This window comes from Pseudomonas sp. RC4D1 (assembly GCF_018390395.1).
Lineage (GTDB): Bacteria > Pseudomonadota > Gammaproteobacteria > Pseudomonadales > Pseudomonadaceae > Aquipseudomonas > Aquipseudomonas danubii.
The window spans coordinates 1,729,433-1,751,462 of sequence record NZ_JAHBAW010000002.1 but is presented as its reverse complement, the minus strand read 5'-3'; the positions used below and the strand labels follow the sequence as shown (position 1 = coordinate 1,751,462).

The following is a 22,030-nucleotide window of genomic DNA, read 5'->3' as shown; positions in this document are numbered from 1 at the left end:
GGGTTTGGTCTTGAACGGTGGGGAAGCTAGTCGTAAAACCGGGATCTTTTTGTGTACATATCCGTTGCTGCGGGTGTGGCTACTGGCGGTTTCGCCCTTACGGCGAGTCCCTTTTTACAAACGCCTAAAAAGGAACCAAAAACGCTTGCCCCTCCATGGGCCCCTCGCTGGGGCTCGGGGTTCCCTCGCTTCGGCATTGCTCCGGGGGCCCGCCGCCAACCGGCCATCCATGGCCGGGTGGCGGCTAGCTCGGCATCCTTGCCGAGCTGCCCCCTACGCAACGCCTACGCTCGGCCGGCTGGGAAGGGGCCTGAAGATCAAGATCAAGATCAAGAGCAAAAGCCAAGCGCGTGTTACGCGCTTTTCGTAGAAGCCGGCTTGCCGGCGAAAGGGCCTGTGAGACATGCAGCACCTGGGCGGACGCCTTCGCTGGCAAGCCAGCTCCTACGGTGGCCCAAACACCGCATCTCGCTGTAGGAGCCGGCTTGCCGGCGAAGAGGCCCGTGAGACATGCATCGCCTGGGCTGACACCTTCGCTGGCAAGCCAGCTCCTACACGGGAGGCGCTACACACCGCCCCATCTTCAGGCCGGCCGCAAGGCCGCCGTCGCGCTCTTGATTTTGATCTTGATCTGAACGCCCCGTTAACCACGATGGCCGAACGCAGGCATTGAGCCGTGGGTAACCCGGCAGGACGCCGGGTTAGCCGCCACCCGGCCATGGATGGCCGGTGGCGGCGGCCCACGGATCAATGCCGGAGTTCGGGCATGCCGAGCCTAGGCGAGGCACCGAGTGGAGGGGCAGAGCGTTTTGCTTACTTTTGCGCTCTTCAAAAGTGAGTCGCTGTAAGAGCGAAACCATAAGCCGCCACACCCGCAGCACCGGATATGTACCCAAACCCCACTGTAAGAGCGGAACCGCCAGCCGCCACACCCGCGGCACCGGATATGTACCCCAACCCCCGCTGTAAAAGCGCAACCACAAATGGCCACCCCCGCAGCAACGGATATACACACCATCCCCTCTACCCTGAACACAAAAAAAGGCGGCTACCCCCAGGTAGCCGCCTTTTTCATGCCTGCCGGTAAAGCTTATTCCGCCAGTTTGTAGGCAATGATGTAGTCGCCCATCTTGGTGCCCAGGGAGCCATGGCCGCCCACGACCACCAGGACGTACTGCTGGCCGTCCTTGCCGGTGTAGCTCATCGGCGTGGCCTGGCCGCCCGCTGGCAGGCGGGATTTCCACAGTTCCTTGCCGTTTTTCACGTCATAGGCGCGGATGTACTGGTCCAGGGTACCGCTGAGGAAGCCCACGCCACCGCCAGTAACCATGGAGCCGCCCATGCTCGGTACGCCGATTGGCAGGCCGATGGGGATCGGCGAGCTGTCGCGGCTGGTGCCGTTCTTGTGCTTCCACACCACTTTATTGGTGGTCAGGTCGATACCGGCCACGTAGCCCCAGGCCGGTGCTTGGCAAGGTACGCCCAGAGGCGACATGAACGGGTGCATGATCACCGCGTAAGGCGCGCCGGTGTTGGGTTGCACGCCCGAGGTTTCGCTTTCGCGCTTGCTGCCGGCGGCGACTTCGGCGCGCGGCACCAGCTTGGAAACGAAGGCCATGTAGTTCGGGCTGGTGAACAGCAACTGGCGCACCGGGTCCAGCGAGACGCTGCCCCAGTTGAACACGCCGACGTTGCCCGGGTAGATCAGGCTGCCCTGCACCGACGGCGGGGTGTACTGACCTTCATAGCGCAGTTCCTTGAACTGGATGCGGCACAGCATCTGGTCGAACGGCGTGGCGCCCCACATGGCTTTTTCGTCCAGTGGCGGCGGCAGCAGGTTCAGGTCCGAACGGGCCTGGGTCGGGGCGGTGTGGTCGCCTTCGACTGCGCCGGTCGGGGCCGGTACTTCACGGATCGGCACGATCGGGGTGCCGTCGCGACGGTCCAGCACATACAGGCTGCCTTGCTTGGTCGGCTGGATCAGCGCCGGCTTGACGCCGTCCGCGGTCTTCATGTCGAGCAGGGTCGGCTGGCTGCCCACGTCCATGTCCCACAGGTCGTGGTGGGTGAACTGGTAGTTCCAGCGCAGCTTGCCGGTGTCGATGTCCAGGGCCACGGTGCCGGCGCTGAATTTCTCGGCGCCTGCGGTGCGGTTGCCGCCCCACTGGTCAGGCATCTGGTTGCCCAGTGGCAGGTAGACCATGCCCAGTTTCTCGTCGACGCTGGCCAGGGACCACATGTTCGGCGAGTTGCGGGTGTAGGTCTGGCCTTCTGGCAGGGGAGCGGTTTCGTCGGGGTTGCCCGAATCCCAGTTCCACACCAGGTGACCGTCGTGCGCGTCGAAGGCGCGGATCACGCCGGACGGCTCGTTGGTCGATTCGTTGTCGGTGACGTGGCCGCCGATGATCACCAGGTTGCGGGTGATGGCCGCTGGCGAGGTGGAGTAGTAGCCACCCGGAGTGAACGGGCCGATACCGGCCTTGAGGTCCACGGCGCCCTTGTTGCCGAAGTCTTCACAGACTTTGCCGGTGTCGGCGTTGATGGCGATCAGGCGCGCATCGGCGGTGGGCAGGAACAGGCGACGCGGGCAGCTGGCGGCGATGGCCTGGCCCGCTGGGGACAGGGTGGCCGGCTGGCTGATGGCGTCGGCGTTCTTGAAGTTGGCTTCGTCGTAGTACGACACGCCACGGCAGGTCATGTGCGCCCAGCCACGGAAGTCGTCGCCGTTGGGGCCCTGGATCTGCGGGTCGAAGCGCCAGATTTCCTTGCCGGTATCCGGGTCCAGAGCCAGCACCTGGCTGTGGGCGGTGCAGGCATAGAGCTTGCCGTTGACCTTCAGCGGGGTGTTCTGGTTGGTGATCTCCACCGGGTCCTTGGCGGTCGGCATGTCGCCAGTGCGGATGCGCCAGGCTTCCTGCAGCTTGCCGATGTTGGCCGGGGTGATCTGTTTCAGCGGCGAGTAGCGGTCGCCGAACTCGGTGCGACCGTAGGCCTGCCAGTCACCATCAGGCATGGCCGGTGCAGTGCTGGCCATGTCGGTGCTGTCGCGGCCCAGGTCGCCGGAGATTTCCCCAGGGTTGGTGAACTGGCTGCCAATGGCGGCGCCACCGGCCAGGACCACGGCCACGCTCAAGGCCGCGGTGCCGATCGGAGCCGGGCCATCGCGCAGCAGCGGACGACGGAACCAGGGCAGCAGCAGGACCACGCCCAGGGCGAACCACAGGGACAGACGTGGCACCAGTTGCCACCAGTCCAGGCCGATTTCCCACAGCGACCAGAGGGTACTGGCGAACAGTACCAAAGCATAAAGGCCTAGCGCGGCGCGTTTGCCGGCCAGCAGCAGAAGGCCGGTCAGCGTCAGGCCGATACCGGCCAGGACGTAGTACAGCGAGCCGCCGAGCATGCTCAGCTTGATCCCCCCGGCCAGCAAGGCCAGGCCCATTAGCAGCAGCAAGACTCCGAGCAGGCTTGGCAGCCGGCGGCTCGGACTTGAAGCACCCTCAGTGCTCATAGTGTGGTTCTCCGTGACGTTAAGAGTGTTCCCGCGCTTTTTCACTGTAGATGACGATCAGGCGCGGGCTTGGTTCAGCTGAAAACTGTGAATGGCGTCGTTTTTTGCCTCGCGGCTTTAGAACGAACTCTGGATCTTGATCCCGCCGATCAGCGCGTCGTCCACCTGGCTGACACCACCGGGATGACGGATGTATTGCAGGTTGGGGCGCACGGTCAGCCAGTTGGCCAGGTGCACGCCGTAGTACAGCTCAGCGCTGTATTCGGTGTCCTGGGGCGGCAGGTAGCCGGGGTTGTCGTAGTCGTAGATCGCGCGGGCCTGGTTGCGGGCCTGGGCGTTCTTGCGGTACGCCGGGTTGACGTGGACCCGGGCCAGGGCAAAGCCGATGTCGTCCTTGGCGCGGGCATCGAACAGGCCCTTGTAGACCAAACCAGCCTGGACGTAGTTGTCGATGGCGTTGGTCTTCTTGTCATGGGCGGTGACGTTGGCGAACAGGCTCAGGCCGCGGGAATGGTCGCCGGCCAAGCTGGTGACTTGCTGTTGCGCGCCGAACCACAGGCCGTGCTTGCTCGAGCTGCTGCGGTAGGCTTCGCCGCTCAGGGCCGCGCTCTGGCCGTTGCTGTCCTTGTACACGTCGCTGGCCTTGGCGCTGCTGTAGTAGTAGCCGGCGCGGTACTCACCGGCCAGGCCGTTGAGTTTCGGTGTCCATACCAACTCCACCGGCAACAGGGTGCCCTGGGTGCCACTGCCGCTGAGCTTGAAGCCGTTGTCGCGGTCCAGGTTCGACGGGTTCTGCTCATAGGCGCCGATCTGTGCGTAGACCTCTGGGGTCAGGTGGTATTTGACCCGCAGCGCCCACTGGCTGACTGGCCAGTTGTACCAGACGCTGCCAGCCCAGTTGCCCACCTGGGAACCGCAGAACGCCAGGTTCTGGAAGTCGCAGGGGAAGCTGTTGAAATCTTCGCCCTGGCCGAAGCGGCCGGCCTTGATGTCGAGCTTCTGGTCGAAGAATTTCTGCTGGTACCACATCTGCGTCAGGCGCCAGGTCTGGCCACGGCCCCAGACTTCCTGGGCCGAGGTGAAGCCGCCTACCCGTGGATCGTTGATCCGGTCGTTGCTGATGTTGTCGCCGTCGCGCTTGGTCACGGTCAGTTGGAACTCGGCGTCATCCCAGCCAAGGATCTTCTGCAGGTCCAGGTGGCTGCCAAAGGCGAACTGGTCGCTGTAGCGCGCGGTGCGGTCATGGTCGTAGCCGCCATGCAGGTTGGCGCCCATTTCGCCGACGTAGTCGACCTTGAAGTCGTAGCCCTTGTTCGCCAGTTCCGTGCGCGCGCCATTCCAGTCGCCGAGCATCCACGGTGAGTCGCTGTCGAAGGCCGGTGCGGCCTGGGCGCAGGCGGCAAACCCCAGGGCGCCGAGCAGGCTCAGGGTCTTGGGCAGGGCAACGGGAGTCAGGACAGCGCTGTCTTTTAGGCGCTGAAAAGTAGGCATAGGCATTCGAGTCAGGTCTTTTTCTAGGAATAGGCAGAAGCAAGGGCGCGGCACGTGGCATCGATACGGGTTGATCGAGGACGGCAGGCCACTGATTTCAAAGGGAAAGATGAAACGGTTCAGCTTTATTAGGGGGCTAAGGATAAAGCGCCGTCTCATCAAGAGAAAGCGCTTTTATTGACATGAACCGTTTCGGATTCGGTAACAGTCACCGGGCCCGGGCAGGTTCAGCGCGGGGCGGTGGCCCCGGCGAGGGATTGTTTCTGCCGGGTGTAGCTCAGGGCGAAGTGCGCCACCAGGCCGAAGATCAACCCCCAGAACGCGGCGGCCAGGCCGAGAAAACTCATGCCCGAGGCGGTGACCAGGAAGGTGATCAGCGCGGCTTCACGCTGTTTCTCATCGGCCATGGCGCCGCTGAGCCCGGCGCTGATGGCGCCGAACAGGGCGAGGCCGGCCAGGGCCGCGATCAGCTCCTTGGGCAGGGCGGCGAACACCGAGGCCAGGGTCGCGCCGAAAATCCCCATGAGGATGTAGAACAGGCCGCAGGCGATCCCGGCGATGTAGCGTTTGTCCTTGTCTTCGTGGGCTTCGCGACCGGTGCAGATGGCGGCGGTGATGGCAGCAAGGTTGATGCCATGGGAACCGAAGGGGGCCAGCAGCGCCGAAGTGATGGCGGTCCAGGACACGATCGAGCGCGCCGGGGTGGTGTAGCCGGCACTGCGCATCACCGCCATGCCCGGCACGTACTGTCCGGTCAGGGTCACCAGGGCCAGGGGCAGGCCGATGTTGACGATGGCGTGCCAGCTCCACTCGGGGGCGGTGAAGATTGGTTTGGCCAGTGCCAGGGTGATGGAGCCGCCGTTGAAATTGCCGAGGCCGGCGGCCACGGCGCAGCCCACCAGCAGCACTGCCAGGATCGCGTAGCGTGGCGAGAAACGTTTGCCCAGCAGATAGGCCGCGATCATTGCCAGCACCAGGGCCGGTTGCAGGGTGACCGAAGTGAACAGCTCGGCGCCAAAGCGGAACAGGATGCCCGCCAGCATGGCCGCGGCAATGGCCTTGGGCAGGCGGCTCATGAGCTTGTCGAAGGCCCCGGACAGCCCGACCACGGCAATGATCAGCGAGGCGACTATATAGGCACCTATGGCCTGGGGCAGCGACACCGTGGGCAGCATCGACACCAGCAGCGCTGCGCCGGGCGTTGACCAGGCGGTAATCACCGGCACCTTCAGGCGCCAGCTCAGCAGCAGGCCGGTGAGGCCGCTGCCGATGGAGATGGCCCAGATCCAGGACGACACCTGGTCACTGGGCAAGTGGGCTTCGCGGGCGGCCTGGAACACGATGATCAAGGGGCCGGCGTAGGAAATGATCACGGCGATCAGGCCGGCGATCACGGCGGAGAGGGACAGGTCCTTGCTGAGACTGTGCATGGCATCTCGACTGGCGTGGGTGAGAGAAAAATTGAGTCGATTGGGTTGGTGCTGGCTGAGTGTATTTCAATGAATTGAATCGATTCAATTATTTCTCAGGAAGGATTTGCCAGGGATCTTTTGGGTTTGTGTGTAAATTATTGATTTATAAGTATTTATCTTGATCATGAATAAAGTGTTCGAGTCGCTTGCGGTTATTTCATTTGCCTGATGATCGAATCAATAGGTCGATTGAGTCGATGTTAAGGGGCCATGCTGGCCTGTGATATGCTCCGGCCCACTTCAATGCAGCCGATGGTGATCAGCCTCCATGTGGGTTCCCCAGTTAAGCGAGTTCAATCAGCCGGTCTACCTGTCCATTGCCGACGCCTTGGCGCGGGACATCAGCAGCGGCCTGTTGAACGACGGTGACCGCTTGCCGACCTTGCGCGAGCTGGCGGTGACCCTCAATGTCACCCCCGGCACCATCAGCCGCGCCTACAGCGAAGCTCAGCGGCGCGGGCTGGTGCAGGGCGAAGTCGGGCGCGGCACTTATGTGCTGGCGCAGCCGCCGCTGGTGTTGCCGGAAGGTTCCAGCGCACCGTCGCTGTCCCTGGGGCAGTCCGAAGCCCTGGATCTGTCGATCATCAAGCCTTACAGCGAAACCCTGGAGTACTGGTTGCGCGGCGCGTTGGTGGGCATGGCCCGCAGCAGCGATTTCGGTCGTGCCCTGGACTACGCCCCCGACGGTGGTCATCCGGCCCATCGTGAAGCCGGTGCCCAGTGGCTGCGCCATTCCCTGCCCGAAGCCCATTGGCAGCAGGTGGTGATGACTGCCGGTGCCCAGCACGGGTTGATGGTGGCCATCAGCGCCTTGAGCAATGCCGGCGATCTGCTGCTCTGCGAATCCTTGACCTACCCGGGCATCATCTCCGTGGCCCACGGCCTGGAGCGGCGCCTGCGGGGCGTGGCGATGGACGAGCAGGGGATGATTCCCGAGGCCTTGCGCGAGCAGTGCCTGCGGGAAAAACCGGCGCTGCTGGTGTGCGTCGCCAGCTGCCAGAACCCCACCACGGCGATCATGTCACCCCAGCGTCGGGCGCAGATTGCGGCGATTGCCGAAGAGTTCGACTTTTTGATCATCGACGATGATATCTACGGCTTTCTCGCCACCGATCCGTCGATCAAACCGCTTTCCAGCTATGCGCCGCAGCGTTCGGTGTACCTCACCAGCCTGTCCAAGGCGATCATGCCGGCGTTGCGCGTGGGCTATCTCTACAGCCCGCCGAAGTTGCTGTCGCGCCTGAGCTCGATGGTCCGCAGCAGTGTGTGGATGCCGTCGCCCCTGACCGCGCAATTGGCCAGCAACGTGATTGTCGAGGGATTGGACCGCAAGCTGGTGCAGACCCAGCGCAACGAAGCGGCGGCGCGTCAGGCGATTGCCCGGGAAGTGTTTGCCGGCTTGGAGATTCAGACTCAGCCCCACAGCTATCACCTGTGGCTGACCTTGCCGGAGCCCTGGACTGGCGATGAGTTCGCCACCCTGGCCCGAGCCAATGGAGTTCTGGTGATGAGCGGCAGCCAGTTCCAGGTGGAGCGTGGCGCCAGTTCTCGTTGCGTGCGGGTGGTGCTGATGTCGCCGACGACCCAGGACGAGTTGCGTTTTGCCCTGACTCAGTTGGCCAGCTTGATCGAGGCGGACCCGCGACGTTATTGCTGAGAACCGCTTTCGCCGGCAAGCCGGCTCCTACACAGATCTGTAGGAGCCGGCTTGCCGGCGAACGGTTTAAAAGGTGGTACGCAACCCCACTTCCACACTGCGCCCGGCGGCCGGGGCGATATCCCGCAGGATCGAGCTGGCGTAGCGCACGGTCTGGTTGGTCAGGTTCTCGCCCTTGACGAAGGCCAGCCACTGGCTACGGCCAATATCGAAGCGATAACCGGCACTGGCGCCAAAGGTGGTGTAGCCATCGGTGCTGCTTTCGTGGTCCGGCACTCGGCCCTGGCCGGCGGCATGCTGCACATCCAGGCGCGCCTGCCAGCGATCCAGTTCCCAGAGCAGGCCGCTGTTCAGGCGCAGCGGGGCAATGCGCGGCAGGTACTGGCCATTGTCGAGGTTCTTGGCCCGTGTGTAGTCGCCGGACAGATCCAGGGCGAACTTGCCGTAGGCGCTTTCTCCCAGGCTCCAGCGATCCTGGGCTTCGATCCCGGTGAAGCGTGCTCGTACTCCGCTGTAGGCGTATTCCGGAATTGCGCCTGCCTCTTCTTCGCCTTCATCGTTGAGGGTTCGGCCCGTGCCCAGCAGGCCGATGTAGTTGGAGAAGTGGCTGTAGAACACCCCGACGCTGCCTTTGTGGGTGCCGTTGTCAAAGCGCAGGGCCAGGTCGCTGGACACGGCCTTTTCCTTGGACAGCTTGGCGTTGCCCAGCTCATAGGTGCCGGTGGCGACGTGGGCGCCGTTGGCATACAGCTCATAGAAGGTCGGGGCGCGTTCGGTGTAGCCCAGGGTCGCGGCCAGGGACCAGACCGGCGTCAGGGTATAAACCGCGCCGGAGGACAGGCTGCCGGCAGTGAAGCTGCTGGACTTGTCGGCCTGGGCAAAACGCTCGTTGCCTTTGCCGTCCGGGTCCACGGTGGTGTGTTCCAGGCGTCCGCCGAGGCTGAGTTTCAGGCGCTCGGTGGCTTGCAGTTCTTCAAGAATGAACAGGGCGCCGCTGTTGGTATCGGTCTTCGGCACGAAGGCTTCTTCACCCAGTGCGGAAAACTCGTTGCGATTGACCTGGGCGCCGACCACGCCTTCCAGCGGGCCGATGGGCAGGTGCCGAGCCTCGACCCGCGCCTCGTAACCCTTGTTCTTGAAGGTGGTGCCGGTTTCACCGCCTTCGATCTCCCGGTGTTCATAGTCGGTGTAGCCGGCGTTGAATTTGAGCGAGCTGAACGGGCCCTGCAGGTTGCGCAGCTCCGAGGCAAAGGCGTAATGATCCTGCTTCATGCGGATACGCACGTCGTCTTCGGCGGGGGAGCCGTAGTTGGCGTCGTAGTTGCTGTAGGACAGGCCGGCATAACCGTCGTCCCAGGTGTAGGAACCGCCGATGGCGCCGCCGTCCTGGCGACCGTCGCTGTTGCCCAGGCGGCCTTTCTTGCCGTCGCCATCTTCGCTCGCTGGCGCGTGGCGGCTGCGGGCGTAGCCGGGAATCTTCAGGTCATTGAACTGCCGGGAGTTGGCGTCCAGGTGCAGGGCGAAGGTGCCGTCGCCGGCTTCCAGTTTGCCGGCGCTGCTGCGGGTGGTGTCGGCGCCGCCGTAGCGCAGTTCACCGGCCCCGTGAATGCCCTCGATGGCTTCGGTGGGAATGCGGTTGTCGAAGCTGTTGATGACCCCGCCAATGGCGTTGCCGCCGTACAGCAAGGCTGCCGGCCCACGAACGATTTCGATGCGTTCGACGTTGACCGGGTCCAGGGGCACGGCGTGGTCGTAGGACAGCGACGAGGCATCCAGGGCGCCGACGCCATTTTGCAGGATGCGGATGCGGTCGCCGTCCAGGCCACGAATCACCGGGCGGCTGGCACCGGGACCGAAGTAGGACGAGGACACCCCCGGCTGCTTGTTCAGGGTTTCACCGAGGCTGCCTTTCTGTTGCAGGGTCAGTTGATCGCCTTCCAGCACGGTGGTGGGGGCAGCCAGCTCGGTGCTGCCCAGAGGATTGGCGGTGATGACTTGCTGGGGCAAATCCAGGGCCTGGGCCTGGGAGGCAATCAGCAAGGCGGCGGACAGCGGCGACAGGCGCCACAGTAAAGAGCGGGAAGGGCGAGGGACTGAAAGGGACATCGGTCATTCCTTGGCAAGCGTTGCGCAGCGCGCTTTGAGTCAGAAAACAGGCAGGACACGGGGGTGCCCAGGATGCGGGTGAGTTGTTATTGATTGATACAATATAACATCTCTTTTATCGCGAAAAGCCAGGAACTTTTTGCTTCTCATGCTCAATCGCCGTGGTTGTCTACGGCGGCTACAGTTAAAACAGCGCTCTGGCGCGGGCGCATGCCCTCGGCTAAGGTGCGCGGCTTTCCCTATTTTCTTCCCGCAAAGGCCTGGCATGACCGACACCCACACCGACCCGCTGCATGGCGTAACCCTGGAACAGATCCTCAAGGCGCTGGTGGAACACTACGAATGGTCGGGGTTGGCCGAGCGCATCGATATCCGTTGCTTCAAAAGTGACCCGAGCATCAAGTCGAGCCTGACCTTCCTGCGCAAGACGCCCTGGGCACGGGAAAAGGTCGAGAAGCTCTACGTGAAGTTGCAGCGCACCAAGCGTCCGCTCTGAGGAATTCCATGGCCGGTGTATCGCTGCAGGGGCTGCTCAGCCGACGCGGGCTGATCGCCATTGCCGCAGTGCTGGGTTGGCTGGGGCTGACGGTTCAGCTGTACCTGATTCTGTTGTTGCGCTGGGAGGCCGGGGCCAGCCTGCTGGGTGGGCTGGTGAACTTCTTCAGCTTCTTCACCGTGCTCAGCAATACCTTGGTGGCCAGTGTGCTGACCTGTGCCCTGAATCTGCGGATTTCCCGGGGGCAGGCGTTCATGCTGCGTCCGGCGGTCAGTGGCGCGGTAGCGGCGAGCATTGTCCTGGTGGGGTTGGCTTACAGCCTGCTGTTGCGTCATCTGTGGCATCCCCAGGGCTGGCAATGGCTGGCGGATGAGTTGCTGCATGACGTGATGCCGGTGCTGTTCCTGATCTACTGGTGGTGCTGTGTGCCCAAGGGTGGGCTGCGGCTGAGGCACGTCGGCTTATGGATGCTTTATCCGATACTGTATTTCGCCTATCTGCTCTTGCGCGGGAATGTGCTGGGGCTGTACCCCTATCCTTTTATCGCCGTGGACAAGCTCGGCTATCCCCAAGTGCTGCTCAATGCCCTGGGCATATTGGCGGGATTCGTCCTGGTGTCGTTGTTGTTGCTGGGCCTGGATCGCTGGCTGGGCAAGCGCCCGGCGCCACCCCGGTAGGCCCCGGCTTGCCAGCGAAGGGGTCCTTGAGACCGCTTTCGCTGGCAAGCCCGCTCCTACAAGGGAAATGCATTCCCGGTCACTCCGTAGGAGCCGGCTTGCCGGCGAAGGGGGCCTTGAGATCGCCTCCGCTAGCGCGCCAGTTCCTACCGTGAGGCGGGGTTATTCTGCTTCGCTGCCGTCCAGGCGCCAGTAACCGGCAGCCTTGACGAATTCGTCGTTGAGCCGGTGCTCATCCAGCAACACCCGACGCACCTGGCGCGAAACCTTGCTCTCGGTGGCCACCCAGGCATACAGCTTGCCTTGCGGGACCTGCAACTGACGCACAGTGCTGATCAGGTCCTGCGCGCCGCCATCACGCTCCACCCAGATCACCTCGACCTCGGCGGCGCTATGCAGTGCCTGGCGCTCCGCTCGATCCTGAACCTCGATCACCGCCAATACCCGGCGTCCGGCCGGCAGTTCTTCCAGGCGTCGGGCTATGGCGGGCAGGGCCGTTTCATCGCCGATCAACAAGTAGCTGTCGAAGATGTCCGGCACGATCATCGACCCCCGCGGGCCGCCGATGTGCAGGTACTGCCCCGGCTTGGCCTGCTCGGCCCAGGTCGAAGCGGGGCCGTCGCCATGGAGCACGAAGTCGATGTCCAGTTCGCCCTGTTCCAGGTCGTAGCGGCGCGGGGTGTAGTCGCGCATGGCGGGCATCGGTCCGCTGTCCTTGCCCGGGCCCAGCACCAGGGTTTCCAGGGCGGCTTGCTGTTCGGCGTTCTGCGGGAACAGCAGCTTTACATGGTCGTCGCTGCCCAGGCTGATGAAACCGGCCAGCTCCGGCCCGCCGAGGGTGATGCGGCGCATGCGCGGGGTCAGGTCGACGACGCGCAAGACTTCCAGGCGCCGGCGCTTGATCTCGTGCATGACCCGGTGAATGGATGGCTCTGGGGTTGCAGTCATTCGGATTTCTCCTGGGCAGTGTGGCTGACAGGACCATCGACAATGGCCTTGGCGGTGTTGTTCAGCAGGTCACGCACCCGGAGGATTTCTTCCGGGCTCCAGCGCCCATGGTGCATTTGCAGGGCGTGGCGCAGGTTGTGCACCGCCTCATGGATTTCTGCAGGGCGGTCGTGGCCGCGCAGGGAGCGCTTGCTGACCTCGATGCGCATGTGCACACCGTCCAGGGCAATGGCCTGCTCCTGAAGGGAAAGACGACCGGCGTCGGTGACGCTGTAGCGCTTTTTTCCGCCTTCGGCGTCGCCCTGGATCATTTCGCTTTCTTCCAGAAAGGTCAGGGTCGGGTAGATCACACCGGGGCTCGGGCTGTAGGCGCCGTCGAACATGCCTTCGATCTGGCGGATCAGGTCGTAGCCGTGGCAGGGCTGCTCGGCGATCAACGCCAGCAGCAGCAACTTCAAGTCGCCGGGGGCAAACACCCGGGGGCCGCGGCCGCCGCGTTCGCGAGCGGGACGGCGCTCGAGACTGTCGTGGCCGTCACCCTGTTCGCGGTGGTGAGGGGGCTCTCTCATTTTCTCTTTCTCCTGTTCGGTTCAGATATAACTTAAGATATATCTTAACGATTGCGCAAGCACTTCTACGCCATCCAAAGCTGCCGTTGGTCTGAGATGGAAAATCACAATGGGCGGGCGATCCACGCCATGGAGTGGCGTGCAGGGGCGGGTCAGCGGATGGATTCAGCGTTGGGCGAGGCTGCCCAGGCACTGGGTGCTGCTGCCAGGCTGCAGGTAGGGCATGAGAATCGGCGCCATGCCCTTGAGCACCTGCACCGGCAAGGCCGAGGTGAACTTGAAGCCCTGGGCCGAAGCCCCCGGCACGTAGGCTGTGAGGGTGCCGAAGTGGTGGTCGCCGATGTAGAACACGAAGGTTGCGGTGCGGTTGATGGACTTGGAGCTCAGCACCCGGCCGCCGGCACCAGTGGCCTCGATGCGGTTGTCGCCAGTACCGGTCTTGCCGCCCATGGCCAGTGGCGTGCCGTCCGCCAGTTTGAAACTGCCGGATACCCGTTTCGCGGTACCGGCATCCACCACCTGTGACAGGGCCCCGCGCAGCGCCGTGGCGACCTCCGAAGGCATCACGCGCTTGCCCTTGCCTGGGTCGTTGCTCAGGCGGGTTTCGTAAGGCGTGCCGGCGGCAAAGTGTAGGCTGTCGATGCGCAGGGACGGCAGGCGCACGCCGTCGTTGAGGATGGTGCCCACCAGTTCGGCGAGCGCCGCCGGACGATCGCCGGAGCTGCCAATGGCGGTGGCCAGGGAGGGCACCAGGTGGTCGAACGGGTAACCGACGCTCTGCCAGCGCTGGTGAATATCCAGGAACGCTTCGACTTCCAGCATGGTACGGATGCGGCTGTCCCGGGCGCTGCGATGGCGACTCTTGAACAGCCAGCTGTAGACCTCCTGGCGTTCGAATTCACTGGCCTTGACGATCTGGCTGAAGGTCGCGTCGGGGTTGTTCATCAGGTAGCCCAGCAGCCACAGGTCCAGGGGATGGACCTTGGCGATGTAGCCCTGGTCCGGCAGGTCATAGGCTCCCGGGCCATAGCCGGCATAGAGCTTGTCCAGGCGCTCGTCGGTGAGTTTTTCGGCGGTCTTGGCGTTTTTCATATGGGCCCGGACAAAGCGATTGAAACTGTCCTGGCTGGCGTCCGGCAGCAGGTAGCGGTGCACGGCAGCCAGGCGGATCGCCGTGGGGTGCATGCCGTCGAGAAAGGTGTCCAGGCGTGCCTGGGTGTCCTTGTTGCGGTACTTCTTCCAGAACCGCAGCAGGAACGAGGTGCCTTCGTGGTCGGCGAAGCGTGCCAGGTATTCCTGGCGCCGCGGGTTGGCGTCGTCCTTGAGCAACTCGGCACTGCTGCTGTCGCCGCCGTAGGTGCTGTAGCGCACCAGGTCACGCATCAGGCGAATGAACGGCAGGTTGATGGATTCGCGCAGGGCATCGCGCAGGGTCGGGCTGCGGCCGTTGTCCTCTTTGCGGAAGTTGTTGAAGTGATGCAACCCGCCGCCGGTGAAGAAGGCTTCGCCGGGGCTGGCGGAGTAGGTGCGGTCCAGGGCCGCGTCGAGCATTTTCGGCAAGCTGCGGTCGCTGTTCTGCATCAGGTAGTCGAGGGCCCAGCGGCTCAGTCGGTCCTGGTCGTTGACCACAAACTTCTTCAGCTCGGCCGGGGTTTTCCCAGCGTGCTTGTCGTGCAACTCGGCAATGATCTGCAGGTAGGTGGTCAGCACCCGCAGCTTGGCGGTGGAGCCCAATTCCAGCTTGCTGCCTTCGTTGATGTCGAAAGGCTGGTCGGTGCTGTCGGTCTGCACCCGCACCCGCGAGCCGTCGGGGGTGAGTTCGAACAGGGTGAAGCTGTAGCGCACTTGCGTGGTGCTGGTGGGGGTCAGCAGGCGCTCGCCGAGCACACCGATCTGCGCGGCGAAAGCCGGGTCGGCGAGCTGCTTGAGGTACTCGGTGGCCTGGCGCTGCAGGTCGCTCTGCAAGGTGCTGGTGGCCGACAGGTCAAGGCGGTCCAGGTCGTACAAGGGGCGGTTGAGCAGCGCTGCCAAACGGCGGCGGGCCACGCTGATGCCCTTGTTGGTTTCGATCGGCTGGATCGTCGGCTGCTGCTGCCAGTCGCGGTAGCTGACCTTGCTGGCCAGGGCCGCGGCGGTCAGGGCGGGATCGATGACATTGTTCTGCGCCAGCAGGCGGATATGGCTGTCGGTGAGGTCCGCCAGCTCAGCGTGCCCCTTGACCAGATAATAGGAAGGGCGGCGTTGCGCGATCATCAGCGACAGCACCTGGCGCAGGGCCAGGCCGCGCTGGGCCAGGCTCCTGGCATCGGTGGCGTTGCTGGACAGGGCCTGGTTGACCTGATCGAAATCGGCGCCGTACCAGACCCGCAGGCCCTCGGCCATGCCATGAACCTCGCCGTGGCCCGGAACCGCCGACAGCGGCACGCTGTTGAGGTAATCGCGGACGATCCGGCGTCGGGCCTCGAGGGTTTGCGGGCCATCCTGATAGGCGCGCACGCTGGCGGAAATCATCTGGCGGATCTTTTCGCCGCCGGACACCGTCAAGCCATCGGGGGAGTGGCGGTATTTTTCCAGCTGGGTGGCCAGGGTGCTGCCGCCGGCGGTCTGCCCGGGCAGGTGCAGAAGCTTGGCCACCTGGGACCAGGCGGCCTTGGCGAAGCGCGGCCAGTCCACCGCCGGGTTGGCCTGGGCCAGCTTGGGGTCCAGCAGATCGCGGTTCTCGATGAACAGCAGGCTGTGCACCATCAGGGGCGGAATATGGTTGAAGCTGGCATACAGCTGTTGTGGGTAATTGAATTGATACAGGGGCGCGGCGCGGCAATCGGTGATGGACAGGCCGGCCTGGATTTTCTCGGTATAGGGCACGAAAAAACCGTTTTTGCTGTAGTCCATCAATGCCGGGGAAAACCGTGTCTGAGCGTCGATCAGGTAGCCGCGCTTGAGCAGACGCGGCAGGAACTCGCCCAGGGCGCTATAGCCCAGACGCCGGTCGAAGGGGCCGGCGCCGGGATAGAGCATGGCGTCGCTGGGGCCTGGTTGCAGGGAATAGCTCAAGTCTTGAGCCAGCTTGCTGAATTCCCGGGCCTGGAGCTTGGAGGTACGCATTTCCCGGGTGGCGGCGACACCCAGGGCGATCAGCGTGATCAGCAGTAGCAGCCAGAACAGGCGCCAGGCATAACGGTGGGCCCTGGGTTTTTTGGGTAAAGGCGCTTCGTCCTCGCTGTGGTTTGGCACTGCGTTTTTACGCGAATCGGTCTGCCACAGAGCGCCCATAGTCGATTGATCCATTCACGCAGATTGATCGGACTTGTCTGAAGCTTAGTCGGTGGTAGCCGCGGCAGAAGAAATTGTGAAAGCAATGGGGCCTGGAACCGGGCCGTGGCCGCAGGGCTGATCAGGAACCGGTGGGAAAGGGCTGTGATAGAGCCTTCTTCCAGGTAAATACGCCCTAGGTAGGGGCATGACGATGCACCAGGGCTGTGCAATACTCCGGGCCCTTTCCGAGTGAGGTTTAAGGGCAAAAAGCAGGTAATGCTTCTCCGCGAAAGCGGTATTTGCCGAGATTTCTCTCTGAATTTAGCTACTTATAGAGTGAAAAGCCCTGTCGGGAGCTTTTTATACTGCGCACCCCGCTGATCTGGCAGGTCTTGTCCTACAGACGCGCCGCCCCACAAGGCCGGTACGGTTGAGCAAGCTGCGGCTATCCGCCATGGCTTCGCAGACTCGGTGGTTCATATCCAATAACAAAATGAGGTTGTATCTCTATGTCAGTTGGCAACCAACTGCCCCACGGCGAGACCGCTCAGGGCGGCCCGCTGAAACGCGAACTGGGCGAACGGCATATTCGCTTGATGGCCCTGGGCGCCTGTATCGGCGTCGGCCTGTTCCTGGGCTCGGCCAAGGCCATCGAAATGGCCGGTCCGGCCATCATGCTGTCCTACATCATCGGCGGCCTGGCGATCCTGGTGATCATGCGCGCCCTCGGCGAGATGGCGGTGCATAACCCGGTCGCCGGTTCCTTCAGCCGTTACGCACAAGACTACCTGGGCCCGTTGGCGGGTTTTCTGACCGGCTGGAACTACTGGTTCCTGTGGCTGGTGACCTGTGTCGCGGAGATCACGGCGGTGGCGGTGTACATGGGCATCTGGTTCCCCGATGTGCCGCGCTGGATCTGGGCCCTGGCGGCCCTGGTGAGCATGGGCTCGATCAACCTGATCGCGGTCAAGGCCTTCGGTGAGTTCGAGTTCTGGTTCGCCCTGATCAAGATCGTCACCATCATCGCCATGGTGATCGGCGGCGTTGGCATCATTGCCTTCGGCTTCGGCAACGACGGCGTGGCGCTGGGGATTTCCAACCTTTGGGCCCACGGTGGCTTCATGCCCAATGGCGTGACCGGCGTGCTGATGTCGCTGCAGATGGTGATGTTCGCCTACCTGGGCGTAGAGATGATCGGCCTCACCGCCGGTGAAGCGCGCAACCCGCAGAAGACCATTCCCAACGCCATCGGCTCGGTGTTCTGGCGCATCCTGCTGTTCTACGTGGGCGCGCTGTTCGTGATCCTGTCGATCTACCCGTGGAATGAGATCGGCACCCAGGGCAGTCCGTTCGTGATGACCTTCGAGCGTCTGGGCATCAAGACCGCCGCCGGCATCATCAACTTCGTGGTGATCACCGCCGCACTGTCGTCCTGCAACGGCGGCATCTTCAGCACCGGGCGCATGCTCTACAGCCTGGCGCAGAACGGCCAGGCCCCGGCCGGCTTCGCCAAGACCTCGAGCAACGGCGTACCGCGTCGCGCGCTGCTGCTGTCGATCTTCGCCCTGCTGCTGGGCGTACTGATGAACTATCTGGTGCCGGAGAAAGTGTTCGTCTGGGTGACCTCGATCGCCACCTTCGGGGCGATCTGGACCTGGGTGATGATCCTGCTGGCCCAGCTCAAGTTCCGCAAAGGCCTGAGCCCGAGCGAACGGGTTGCGCTGAAATACCGCATGTGGCTGTACCCGGTCAGTTCCTACTTCGCCCTGGCGTTCCTGGTGCTGGTGGTGGGGCTGATGGCCTACTTCCCGGACACTCGCGTGGCGTTGTATGTCGGCCCGGCGTTCCTGGTGCTGCTAACTGTGCTGTTCTACCTGTTCAAGCTGCAACCGACCAATGTCCAGCAGGGGGCGGTGCGTTCGGCGTCGTGATCCCTCGCCCGGGGGGCTCTTGTCTTGAGCATCCCGGGCCAACGGCCTGAACAGAAGAATCCGGCGTCCCGCCAGGGCCGCCGGATTTTTTTGCCTCGGTTCAGCCTCCTAGGGTGCCGCTGGTATCGGCATCGAAAACCGCCTTGGCTTGTCGGGCCAAGGGGGTCAGCAGGCTCAACAGCGTCGCTGCGTCATAGAGCTGGTGGGCTGCTAGGTTCGCCGGGGTGGGGTCGATGGGAATCAGCACTTCGGCATCGGCTGCGTGCAGCCAGATCGCCGTCACCTGCAACGCCGGGATGAACAGCAACCTCAACTCGCAGGATTTCCCCTGCAGCAGGGGGGCCTGTTCCGCCAGGTTCAGGGCACTGATGGTGGACGCCGCCAGAGCGCCGTGATTGAGCGCCGCGAACTCGACCTTGCCGGCCACTTCCGTCAGTTGCGCGTCGGCGATGGATACACCGCCGGCGAACACCAGGTAATGCCAGTCCCCCGTCGTGGCCTGGTCCAGGCCCTTGCCGTTGGCCAGGTCCTCCAGGCTGAGGGCGTAGCCGCGAAATGCCTGGGACAGGCTTAGGGTGCCGGCATTGGCAAAGGCGCGGTTGACGCCGAAACCCTGGGTGCGCAGGGCTGCCTGCAGTGCCGGGTGCAAGGTCTGGACGCCGTGGGTGGGCGCCTTGGGGTAAGTCAGTTGCATGACGCCTCCTAGTTTTTCCGGGTGAAGTAGGTGTGGGTCCAATTGCCGCCGCCGTTGTAGGAACCGGGGAAGCTGTTAAGGGCACGGGTCGAGTAACCGAAGATGGAGTCGGCGACCAGGATGTAGCTGCCATCGGTGCCGTAGATCGTCAGGAAATGCGCGCCGCCGCCATACCAGGCGCAACGCAGGCCGACGGGACGGCCCATGCCGAGCTGGTTTTCGATGGCCGGCATCTGCATCCGGTTTTCCCGCATGCCGCCATAACTGCGGGTGGTTCTGAGGGCCGAGTCCAGGTAGCCGTAGACGTTGCACGGTCCGGGCTGGCTGCAGCAGGAGTTGCGGCCCAATTCGGCATTGGCCACCCCGCACTGGGTCCAGGAGCCGGTGCCGTAGTAGTTGCCGACCGATGCCGACAGTGCCGCCCAGCACCAGTTGCTCTGGGTTTGCGGCTGCACGCTGAAATTGAGTCGGGCGCCGGCCTGGGGTGCCGCCTCGGCGCGTGGGTCGATTTCAGCCAGTTGCGGATCGATCAGCGTACCGGCCAGGCATTGGGGCAGGGCCTGCGGGTTGCCGGTGGGGGTCAAGGTGGTGCTTAACATGTTCATCCTCCATGAGTGAAAACCAGCCTCCGGCTGGTGTCGCTGTGGCATCTGGGCTACAGCAAGTTGCCGGACCCGGCGCTGGGTGCTGCGCGGCGCCAGCCTCGATGGCGTGCGCTGGCCGGGTCTGCAAGCAACCTTAGATGAGATATGCGTCAATGCAATTTAATTATGCGCTTGTGCATTGTGGCGGGCGTGAATGTCCCTGATAAAGGGGGCGTCCACAGTCGGCCCCGGTTCGGGTTGTGAACCCTTGTCGAGTGCCGAGTGAGGCTAGACGTCGATGATCACCAGGGTGCCGTGGCTGCCGGGCAGTTGCTGGGACAGTTGCTCGAAAGACAGCAAGGGCATGCTGGAACTGCGAAAGGTCAGTGGTGGTTCAGTCTGCTTTCGGTGGTCCGGTCAAGCATCGGGAGGATGTCGGCTTCTAGAATTCGTCCATCAGCAGCACGCGGCATTCACGGGCTTGGAAGGCGTTGATCTGTGGTACCAGGCGGGTGAAGTGTTCGGTGTTGCAATGAGCGTCGAGGGCGGCGCGGTCCGGCCACTGTTCGACGAAGATGAAGTGGCCGGGGTCTTTCTGATCGACGAACAGATCGTAGGCGATGCACAGCGGCTCCTGGCGGGTTTTTTCAACCAGTTCGGCGTACCACGGGCGCACGGTTTCCAGGTGTTCGGGCTTGATGAAATCTTCAGCGATAACTTTGAGCATTCCAATCTTCCTTGTGAGTCGCCAGGCTCCCCAGGTAGCCGGGGAGGCCTGGACAGACGTGCTTAAGCGGCGGCTTGGGTATTGGGTTCGAAGCTGTCGGCCCGGGCCAGTTGCCACATGCGCGAGTAGAACTCGCCGTTGACTTCGCCGGTGAGCAATTCGCCGGGCTTGAGGAACACATGCAGTTGGGAGAACAGCTTGATCTCGGTGGCCGACATGCGTCGCACCAGGTGCTTGGCTTCCAGTTGCGACGGGTGCTGCAGGCCGGCGGCGGCCAGCATCTCGGCCAGGGCCTTGAGGGTGTTGCGGTGGAAGCTGTACACCCGCTGGGCCTTGTCCGGCACCACCAGGGCACGCTGGCGCAGGTTGTCCTGGGTGGCGACACCGGTGGGACATTTGTTGGTGTGGCAGCTTTGTGACTGGATGCAGCCGATGGCGAACATGAAGCCCCGGGCCGAGTTGGCCCAGTCGGCGCCGATGGCCAGGACGCTGGCGATGTCGAAGGCACTGACGATCTTGCCGCTGGCACCGAGCTTGATCTTGTCCCGCAGGTTCAGGCCCACCAGGGTGTTGTGGACGAACAGCAGGCCTTCGCGCATGGGCGCGCCGATGTGGTCGGTGAACTCCACGGGGGCTGCGCCGGTGCCGCCTTCCTTGCCGTCGACCACGATGAAATCCGGGAGGATGCCGGTTTCCAGCATGGCCTTGGCAATGCCCATGAATTCCCACGGGTGGCCCAGGCAGAACTTGAAGCCCACCGGCTTGCCGCCGGACAGCTCACGCAGTTGCTGGATGAAATGCATCATTTCGATCGGGGTGGAAAATGCACTGTGGCTTGACGGCGAAATGCAGTCCTCGCCCATGCGGATGCCGCGGGTGTCGGCAATTTCCTGGGTCACCTTGTGCTTGGGCAGGATGCCGCCATGGCCCGGCTTGGCGCCCTGGCTCATCTTGATCTCGATCATCCGCACTTGCGGGTTCTGCGCCTGGGTGGCGAAGCGCTCGGGGTCGAAGCGACCGTCGGCGGTGCGGCAGCCAAAGTAGCCACTGCCCAGTTCCCAGGTCAGGTCGCCGCCGTGTTCACGGTGATAGGGGCTGATGCTGCCTTCACCGGTGTCGTGGGCGAAGTTGCCGAGCTTGGCACCCTGGTTCAGGGCACGGATGGCGTTGGCACTCAGGGAGCCGAAGCTCATCGCCGAGATGTTGAATACCGAGGCCGAATAGGGCTGGGTGCATTGCGGGCCGCCGACGGTGACCCGAAAGCTGCTGGGGTCGCTCAAGGGCGCCGGGCGCATGGAATGGCCGATGAACTCGAAGCCCGACTGGTAGACATCGATCAGGGTGCCGAAGGGTTTGTCGGCGCTTTCATTCTTGGCCCGCGAGTACACCAGGGAGCGCTGGGCGCGGGAAAAGGGCAGGGCGTCGCTGTCGGATTCCAGCAGGTATTGGCGGATCTCCGGACGGATGCCTTCCACCAGGTAGCGGATGTTGCCCAGGATCGGGTAGTTGCGGCGTACCGCGTGGGGACTTTGCAGCAGATCGAAGATCCCCAGCAGGCTCAGCAGGCCGGTGACCAGGGTGAATGGCCAGAGCCAGTCGTGTTCGAGAAAGGGCAGGCTGGCGAGGGTGAATATCACGCAGGCAGCAAAGAAGGCGTAGCGGCTCAGAAGTGACAGGCTCATACGGTTTCCTTGGTTCGGACTCATCAGGTCAATCAGGCACCGGGTGCCTTGATAACGGGTAATCGACAGCGACACCGAACGGCTGGGACGGTGGGCTGCACAGGCATTTCTTATAGGAATTCACGGCTGTGTCAGAGCGTTGCAGCCCAGCATACTGGCCCGCTGGGGCCTTACGGGCAAGCCTGAATCGGGGGAACGAGGCAGGAGTCAGACCATTGTTGTAGAAGCTT

15 protein-coding genes are annotated in these 22,030 nt (G+C 63.3%); 4 read left to right on the top strand and 11 right to left on the bottom strand.

Annotation, left to right across the window (positions count from 1 at the left end; genetic code table 11):
- Window positions 1-1,090: 1,090 nt before the first annotated feature.
- The 3 genes from KHO49_RS23595 to KHO49_RS23585 form a co-directional block, all read right to left on the bottom strand.
- A complete protein-coding gene (locus tag KHO49_RS23595; RefSeq protein ID WP_170004720.1) occupies window positions 1,091-3,511 on the bottom strand; it encodes a glucose/quinate/shikimate family membrane-bound PQQ-dependent dehydrogenase in 2,421 nt (806 codons plus the stop codon).
- Between the two features lie 117 nt (window positions 3,512-3,628).
- Window positions 3,629-5,002 (bottom strand): carbohydrate porin, encoded by a 1,374-nt coding sequence (locus tag KHO49_RS23590; RefSeq protein WP_213665891.1) that lies wholly within the window; start codon window positions 5,000-5,002, stop codon window positions 3,629-3,631.
- Window positions 5,003-5,229: 227 nt separating this feature from the next.
- Window positions 5,230-6,432 carry a benzoate/H(+) symporter BenE family transporter gene (locus KHO49_RS23585; protein WP_213665890.1) on the bottom strand — a complete coding sequence of 401 codons (1,203 nt, stop codon included), beginning with the start codon at window positions 6,430-6,432 and terminating at the stop codon, window positions 5,230-5,232.
- A 310-nt stretch (window positions 6,433-6,742) separates the two neighbouring features.
- Here KHO49_RS23585 and KHO49_RS23580 point away from each other — a divergent pair, with 310 nt between their 5' ends.
- On the top strand, window positions 6,743-8,131 hold the full coding sequence (locus KHO49_RS23580; RefSeq protein ID WP_213665889.1) for an aminotransferase-like domain-containing protein: 1,389 nt from the start codon (window positions 6,743-6,745) through the stop codon (window positions 8,129-8,131).
- Window positions 8,132-8,197: 66 nt separating this feature from the next.
- On the opposite strand, the gene KHO49_RS23575 is transcribed toward KHO49_RS23580, so the two are convergent.
- Window positions 8,198-10,237, bottom strand: coding sequence for a TonB-dependent receptor (locus tag KHO49_RS23575; RefSeq protein ID WP_102860441.1), 2,040 nt, complete (start codon window positions 10,235-10,237; stop codon window positions 8,198-8,200).
- A 265-nt stretch (window positions 10,238-10,502) separates the two neighbouring features.
- On the opposite strand from KHO49_RS23575, the gene KHO49_RS23570 reads away from it, so the two are divergent.
- Window positions 10,503-10,733 carry a VF530 family protein gene (locus KHO49_RS23570; RefSeq protein ID WP_019093117.1) on the top strand — a complete coding sequence of 77 codons (231 nt, stop codon included), beginning with the start codon at window positions 10,503-10,505 and terminating at the stop codon, window positions 10,731-10,733.
- An 8-nt stretch (window positions 10,734-10,741) separates the two neighbouring features.
- Window positions 10,742-11,410 (top strand): Pr6Pr family membrane protein, encoded by a 669-nt coding sequence (locus KHO49_RS23565; protein ID WP_213665888.1) that lies wholly within the window; start codon window positions 10,742-10,744, stop codon window positions 11,408-11,410.
- Window positions 11,411-11,572: 162 nt separating this feature from the next.
- On the opposite strand, the gene KHO49_RS23560 is transcribed toward KHO49_RS23565, so the two are convergent.
- From KHO49_RS23560 to KHO49_RS23550, 3 genes are all read right to left on the bottom strand, one after another.
- On the bottom strand, window positions 11,573-12,358 hold the full coding sequence (locus KHO49_RS23560; RefSeq protein WP_102880774.1) for a siderophore-interacting protein: 786 nt from the start codon (window positions 12,356-12,358) through the stop codon (window positions 11,573-11,575).
- Complete coding sequence (locus KHO49_RS23555; RefSeq protein WP_102880773.1) at window positions 12,355-12,927, bottom strand: PadR family transcriptional regulator; 573 nt, start codon at window positions 12,925-12,927, stop codon at window positions 12,355-12,357. Before KHO49_RS23555 ends, KHO49_RS23560 begins: the two co-directional genes overlap by 4 nt.
- Before the next feature lie 165 nt (window positions 12,928-13,092).
- Window positions 13,093-16,200, bottom strand: a complete 3,108-nt coding sequence (locus KHO49_RS23550; RefSeq protein WP_102880772.1) for a transglycosylase domain-containing protein — start codon at window positions 16,198-16,200, stop codon at window positions 13,093-13,095.
- A gap of 491 nt (window positions 16,201-16,691) precedes the next feature.
- Between KHO49_RS23550 and KHO49_RS23545 the strand changes: the two genes are divergently transcribed.
- On the top strand, window positions 16,692-18,113 hold the full coding sequence (locus KHO49_RS23545; protein ID WP_213665887.1) for an amino acid permease: 1,422 nt from the start codon (window positions 16,692-16,694) through the stop codon (window positions 18,111-18,113).
- A gap of 100 nt (window positions 18,114-18,213) precedes the next feature.
- Here KHO49_RS23545 and KHO49_RS23540 read toward each other — a convergent pair whose 3' ends face one another.
- The 4 genes from KHO49_RS23540 to KHO49_RS23525 form a co-directional block, all read right to left on the bottom strand.
- Window positions 18,214-18,807 carry a hypothetical protein gene (locus tag KHO49_RS23540; RefSeq protein WP_110651361.1) on the bottom strand — a complete coding sequence of 198 codons (594 nt, stop codon included), beginning with the start codon at window positions 18,805-18,807 and terminating at the stop codon, window positions 18,214-18,216.
- Window positions 18,808-18,815: 8 nt separating this feature from the next.
- Window positions 18,816-19,406, bottom strand: a complete 591-nt coding sequence (locus KHO49_RS23535; RefSeq protein ID WP_102860448.1) for a papain-like cysteine protease family protein — start codon at window positions 19,404-19,406, stop codon at window positions 18,816-18,818.
- 427 nt (window positions 19,407-19,833) lie between these two features.
- Window positions 19,834-20,118 (bottom strand): putative quinol monooxygenase, encoded by a 285-nt coding sequence (locus KHO49_RS23530; protein ID WP_102860450.1) that lies wholly within the window; start codon window positions 20,116-20,118, stop codon window positions 19,834-19,836.
- 62 nt (window positions 20,119-20,180) lie between these two features.
- A complete protein-coding gene (locus KHO49_RS23525) occupies window positions 20,181-21,800 on the bottom strand; it encodes an FMN-binding glutamate synthase family protein (protein WP_102860451.1) in 1,620 nt (539 codons plus the stop codon).
- Between the last annotated feature and the right edge of the window lie 230 nt (window positions 21,801-22,030).